The organism is Thermovirga lienii, assembly GCF_036847465.1.
GTDB classification, from domain to species: Bacteria; Synergistota; Synergistia; order Synergistales; family Thermovirgaceae; genus Thermovirga; species Thermovirga lienii.
Genome location: NZ_DAITZW010000055.1, coordinates 1 through 6,360 on the forward strand (window position 1 = coordinate 1; position 6,360 = coordinate 6,360).

6 protein-coding genes are annotated in these 6,360 nt (G+C 43.5%); all 6 read left to right on the top strand.

Annotated features, from left to right (window positions below; all coding sequences use genetic code 11):
• On the top strand, nucleotides 1-690 hold a 690-nt coding region (cas6, locus tag V7Z69_RS09325; protein WP_334139723.1), incomplete at its 5' end, for a CRISPR-associated endoribonuclease Cas6.
• The gene (locus tag V7Z69_RS09330) at nucleotides 665-2,116 is read left to right on the top strand and encodes a TM1802 family CRISPR-associated protein (RefSeq protein WP_334139724.1); all 1,452 of its coding nucleotides are present in this window, start codon (nucleotides 665-667) and stop codon (nucleotides 2,114-2,116) included. The genes cas6 and V7Z69_RS09330, both read left to right, overlap by 26 nt.
• Before the next feature lie 5 nt (nucleotides 2,117-2,121).
• Complete coding sequence (locus tag V7Z69_RS09335) at nucleotides 2,122-2,529, top strand: TM1802 family CRISPR-associated protein (RefSeq protein ID WP_334139725.1); 408 nt, start codon at nucleotides 2,122-2,124, stop codon at nucleotides 2,527-2,529.
• A 32-nt stretch (nucleotides 2,530-2,561) separates the two neighbouring features.
• The gene (cas7b, locus tag V7Z69_RS09340; protein ID WP_334139726.1) at nucleotides 2,562-3,470 is read left to right on the top strand and encodes a type I-B CRISPR-associated protein Cas7/Csh2; all 909 of its coding nucleotides are present in this window, start codon (nucleotides 2,562-2,564) and stop codon (nucleotides 3,468-3,470) included.
• Nucleotides 3,467-4,183 (top strand): type I-B CRISPR-associated protein Cas5b, encoded by a 717-nt coding sequence (cas5b, locus tag V7Z69_RS09345; protein ID WP_334139727.1) that lies wholly within the window; start codon nucleotides 3,467-3,469, stop codon nucleotides 4,181-4,183. Before cas7b ends, cas5b begins: the two co-directional genes overlap by 4 nt.
• Nucleotides 4,155-6,360, top strand: a 2,206-nt coding sequence (gene cas3, locus V7Z69_RS09350; RefSeq protein ID WP_334139728.1) for a CRISPR-associated helicase Cas3', incomplete at its 3' end; no start/stop codon positions are given. The genes cas5b and cas3, both read left to right, overlap by 29 nt.

A 6,360-nucleotide genomic window follows, 5' to 3' on the forward strand; every position in this document is an offset into this window, starting at 1 on the left:
TCTAGCAACTTGGCTAAGTTTCTCCACGACGAAGGTTACAAGATCGATGGGCGAAAGTTTAAACTTTTCTCTTTTTCGTGGCTTATGGGCAAAAAGGTTTTTGATGACAAATATGTAGTTTTCCAAGATGGAGCTTCTCTGGTTATCTCTTCTTCTCTTTCCTCCATATCCCAAGACGTGTTAAATGAGGTTTTGCAAAAAGAGTACCTCCGTTTGGCAGGTAACGAAGTGTTCTGTTCATCGGTAAATGTTTATACAGAGCTTGTGGTTGAGGAGGAAATTTCGATTAGGACGCTTTCTCCCATTTGCTGTTATTCAACCATGTACAAAACAGATGGGAGGCCCTATACGGTCTATCACGCGCCCTCTGAACAAGATTTTCAAAGGCAAATACACAATAATTTGTTGAAGAAATACAAATTGATTTATTCCGAAAGAGCCGTTCCAGAGGGAAAGGTAACTCTGGAGCCTCTTTCGCGCCCAAGGCTCCAGACGGCTCTTTTCAAGCCCGATGATCCTCGCCCGATAAAAGGGTGGTGGGGCGATTTTGTGCTGAAGGGGCCGAAAGAGCTGTTGTCAGTTGCGTTGGATGCAGGTATAGGTGTCAAAAACAGTGCTGGTTGGGGATGTGTGACATTATTTGAGCGGAAAGGGAGGAATAAACATGGGCTTCCTCGAAGCGGTATATAGTTTGGGAAAAAGAGAATCATCTACTGACTTTTCTCCTGAGTGGGAGGATATAGACAATTTCCTTACGCTACCCCTTCCAATCATAGAAGACCAAGACAGGAAAGGTCGCATTATAAGAGTTTGGCTTGAAGCCGAAGAGCCCTTAGGAAAACAGCTGGAAGTAAGGGACATAGCAAAGATTGATGTCGTCGATTTTCTGGCTGGAGAAGGAACCCTTCAGGAGAAAAGGAGGAAATACCTTTACAGGGATCCTGTCGGAGCCAACGTGACTTGGTCCTATTCTCCAACCTACAAACTGGGCAGCCCCAAGAAAGCAGATAGAGAAAAACTCCTGGAAGAAACGGAGTGGAAAGACAAGCAAGATTCTAGATTTTACAAGCTGTATAACAGGGTCTTGGCAGATTTAGAGAGAGAGGGTGTTTTTTCAAAGGGAAGTGTAGATTTAATAATGACTAAGCTTGTTGAACGGAGAGGAGAAATTTGTGACTTGTGGTCGGATCCAAAGAGATCGTACATTTTAATGTTTGGATGTGAAGATAAGTCGGTTTTTTTGTACCCTGGAGATATACCAGCGTTTATTTCATACTTTAGACAAAAATTAGCAAAGAAATCAGGTGGTGGAGATTTAATAAAATGTTCTTTCTGTGGCTGCTCTGAGGAAAGTAGCGCATCTTTTAGTGACGTGTTCAAGTTTTCCACGTTCGACAAAGTTAGCTTCTTGCCCGGGAATAATAAAAAGCACAAAAATAAAGTCTTCCCTATATGTCAACAGTGCAACGCTATGTTCACAAAGGGGAAGGATGTCTTAAGAAATAAATTTTCCAATGGCAGCATAATAAACGGCATCAACATAGATGTCGTACCAGAGCTGATTTTTGGACATGAGCAACTTGCCGCTGTAGCAGACAATGTATCTGATTTTATAAAAAAAGGATTAAGGATAGAGAAAAACCTTTTTTCCTTCCTTGCTCGGCAAGGTGAGGGCTTAGTCTTTCATTTCATGTTTTGGGAAAAAAACCAGGCTCAAGAAAGGGTACATCTCATAGTTGAGGACGTCCCGCCTACCAGACTAAAGAGGCTGGAGGAGCTATGGAGGAAGTCTTTGGAGGTGTACTCTCCATTCAAAAAGGACAACACAGAGAGCAAATATTTAGATTTCGCAATAAGAAACATTGTGTGGGTTTACTTAGATCTGGCTGGTACCGGCGATAGCGAGAAGAAATTTCAGATGGATAGATGTTTTAAGGTCTTGGGGCAATTGTTGAACGGACAAAAAGTAGATGTGCGTGGTTTGAAGACCAATATGGTTTCTCGTTTTCCTGGTCTTTTTGCATCTGGAGATTGGTCCCAAGTTGGTCCAACCAAGAGTGGTCGAATGCTTTTGGTTTTGGATTTCTTGGAGAGAGTCAATAAAGCAGGGAGGTGAATTTTGTGAAGCTTGATTTTCTGGACGAGTTCTCTGATCCGTATCTGAAGGAGGATTTAGGCAAGGGAGTTTTCTTAGCGGGTGTGGCGTTAGGGATGTTGGCAAAAGGACAGGCTGGTCAAAGTGGAGATTTAGGGAATTCTCCTCTGTTCAAACAGATTAACTTTGGGAAAATTCAACTAAGGGACCTCAAAAAGCATTTATCACGGATACCAGAGCTTATAAGAGCCTACGAAATACCTTATGCGGGAATGATAGAAGTCTTGGCTGCCGAGGCAGGTAAACTCATTATCACGGGACAGAAAAAAGACCTTGGAGTGGATGGCAACTTCGTGTTTGCTGTGGCATTTATGAATGCCCCAAAGTTCTGTTTTGAAAAGATTTTCAAGAAGCAAGAAGAAGGGAAAGAATAAAAAGCGAAGCTATATAAGAGGAGGGTGGAAAGATGGCTTTTGAGAAAAGAAGAGAGCTACTTTTTGTTTATAGCGTAAAGGACGCCAATCCTAATGGGGATCCTCTCAACGCAAATCATCCTCGATATGACGCTGATTCAGGGCAGATATTGGTATCGGACGTCAGGATCAAAAGGACCATAAGGGACCAGTTTGTACGGGAAGGCAAAGACGTTTTCGTTGATGGTGAGCCTAAGACCCTTGATTCAAGGGTAAAGGAGCTGAAGGAAAAGTTCAATGTCGAAGAGGCTAGGGAGGCTTTAAGTAGGTGCATAGACACTCGCCTGTTTGGAGTTACTTTTGCTTTGGGAAAGGAATCTTTCTCATGGACTGGGCCCTTACAGTGGAAATGGGGACGTTCTCTTCATAGGGCGAAGGTGGAATTTGTTCAAGGTACAGCTGCTTTTGCCACAAAAGAGACCAGCGAACAACGTTCCTTCAGAAATGAATATATAGTACCTTTCGCCCTAATAGCCAGTTACGCTGTAGCGAATCAGTATGCTGCTGAAACTACCGGAGCTACTTCTGAAGATCTAGATGCACATTTTGACGCTGTATGGGTAGGTCACGAAAACTTGATAACAAGAAGCAAGATAGGCCACAAACCAAGGCTTTTACTGGAGGTTGCGTATAAAGAAGGATACAACGGCGTCATTGGTTCAATGGACGACAAGATAGGCCTCAAAAAGAAAGACGGTTCTCCCTTGAGTGAAGAGGAGGAGCTGGCCTTGAGATCTCTTGAAAACGTAATTTTGGATGCGGAGCCATTAGTGGAAGAGGTTATTTCAAGAAAGAATTTTATAGACAAGGTTAGGGTAAGGAAAGATAGAGAAGTCTATTTAAAAGGTTTGGACAGGCTGCAAGAAAGCATGGACTTGAGTCTTGAGTTAGAGGAGAGGTGATTGCCTTGCCAACCGTCTTTGAGATATCGGGACGGATGGCCATGTTCCGCAAGCCATATACTACTACGTCTTCTATTTCGTATCCTTTTCCTCCACCGAGTGCTCTTGCAGGTATGATCGCGGCTATTTTAGGCTACACTCATGGAGCCGAGGATAAAGGGTGGAATGCATTATATTGGGAAAAGATGAAGGGTACACAGGTGGCATTGCGGATCATGAATCCTGTCTCTTGGCATAGCGAAACAATCAATTTTTGGAACGTAAAGGAGCCACAAAAAAATCCACATATTCAGGTAAAACACCAATTCTTGAGGGAACCAAGATATAGAGTTTTTGTAAAAGGGCCCCTTGAAGAGGAGCTTGATTCTTTTTTGAGCAAGGGATGCTTTCTTTACACCCCTTATCTAGGAGTTGCATATGCCCTTTGTGATGTGAAGTACCTAGGCAGATTTAAAGAGGAAGGTTGTATTCCTCCGGTAAAGGTTAATACAGTCATTCCTTTTGAAGATGGCCTCAAGGTAGATGTTTTGGGCTCTGGAGGTGTTTTCAGGGAATTGGTGCCTTTCAGCATGGATGAAGAAAGAACTTTGAAGAAGTCCATAACAGTATTGTTCCAATTATCTCCAGATAAAGGGATTGCAATCGAAGAAAAGGGAGATGTGGAAATTGCAAGGTGTGGAGAGGATGTGGTCGCCTGGTTCCCTTCCTGGTGATTTAGAGAGTCACCCAGGGCGCCCCCTTAAAGATCACTTGATGGGGACGTGGAAGTTGGCGGAGTGCTTGTCCGAGAGAAATCGTGTGCCCATAGATATGGAGAAACTCAAATGGGTCTGCTGGACTCACGACCTTGGAAAGGCTCACTGCTCTTTCCAAAAATACTTGCAAGGAAAAGGTACAAAGGTTCGCCATGCTGAACCTTCTGCATGGTTTACACTTGCGGTCACCAATGATCTTGTCTGTTCGGAAGGAGTCCGCAGGCATCACTCCAGCATATGTAACTATGATGAATCAAAGTCTTACTGGGCATGCGATGATTTTAAAGCGGAAAATGTCAACGTTTCCTTGAAGGAGATCCTTCCAAGTTGGCCTTTCATGTTGTCTGAACACAAGCTACAGGAGTTAGCTTTTGAACTGCTTTTAGGAGAAAAGAACAGGCTTGAGGATTGGCTACGGTTCAGAACTATTTATTCCCTCTTCATAACTTCAGATCGAATGGATGCAATGAGGATACAGAAAGTAGAGAAGAGTGTAATCCCCCAGTGGAAGGCAAAGACCTTTTCTGTTGATACTCCCATGGCAGGTTGGCGTTCTGAAGTGAGGCGCCTTTGTGTAGAGGCTGCTGATAATGTGTCTTTGCCGGGCATTTACAGTCTGAGCTTACCTACAGGCTCAGGCAAGACCCTTATTGGTCTTGAGATGGCCCATAATTGGGCGAAAAAGATGAAGTTTAGCAACATAATATACGCTTTGCCGTTTATTAGCATTGTTGAACAAAATGCCCAAGTAGCTTCAGAGGTTTTTGGGGAAGATAACGTTCAAGAGGATCACAGCTTGGCATATATTTCGGATACTGAGACAGAAAACACAACGCCGGAAAAGAGAATGCAGAGCTTCTTTCGTTATTGGGATTCACCTGTTGTTGTTACTACCTTAGTTCAGTTGTGGACGGCTATTTTCGGCTCCAGCGCAAACGAATCCATGAATTTCCATAGACTCAGCAATTCTGTCGTTATCATGGATGAACCTCAAGCCATAAGACCTCAGTTGTGGAAAGGGTTTGGTAAGGTCCTAGGTTTTTTGTCGAAGAAATTCAACACTACATTTCTTCTCATGACAGCCACTAAGCCTCATATTGTCGAAGGAAAGGAGCTGGCTCCAGCAGGTGTGGTTGCAAAAAGACCCTATAAGACCCGTCAGGAATGCCGGTTTATTGACGGTGTTCATGATATAGACAGCCTACCGGACTTGCTTGAGGAGAATATAAGCAGGTTGCGTGAAAGTTCTGGGCTAGTGGTTCTCAACACAAAGCGAAGCGCACTTAAGGCTTACGACATGCTAAAGGGTATCCTTGGACAGAACGATTCTGACCCTATTCTTTTCCTTTCCGGGTGGATGACTCCTAAACACAGAAAAGAAGTTTTGGGTAAGCTGATAGGCCTTGAGAAAGAAGGAGTAAAAAGATATTTAGTTTCCACCCAGGTTGTAGAGGCAGGAGTAGATTTGGATTTTCAATGGGTTTTCAGAGACCTAGGGCCTTTGGACAGCATCATCCAGGTTGCAGGCAGGTGCAATCGCCATTTTTCAATGGGGGAACCTGGGGAGGTCGTGATAGCAGAATTGATGGATCCGGAAAAAGGCAAGAGCTTTAGTAGAGATGTATATGATGACGTGCTCTTATTGGCTTCCAGGGAAATATTAGGCAAGAGGCCTCTGTTTGACGAGCAGGATACAGTGGAAATGGTTGATGAGTATTTTAGTCGCATACTGGATGGTTTAAAGCCCGAGCATATATGGGAGGACATTGAAAGAGGTTCTTGGGACACTTTGCCGAAATTAATTGAAAAAAGGACTAAAGGCGTGTCTTTGTATGTGGAGTTGGATGAAAATTTGAGAAACCTTTTGGATGAACTTTCTAACATGACGCGCGGCTTCGAGAATTTGGATAAGGCAAGGAACATTGCTAGAAAACTGCAAATGTACAAAATAGAGGTTCCTGCAAAGAGCATAGAAAAATGGGAGCAAAAGCTTGGATCTAATTTCATCATCGATGGAGCGCATCCTGTCTTGTGTAAACTGCCTGGAAGAGATGAGTGGTTTTTATCTAAGGAGGGAATAGGAACAGTTTACAGTATGGAGACTGGTTTTATTCCCCCTGATGGAGATAGCGGAG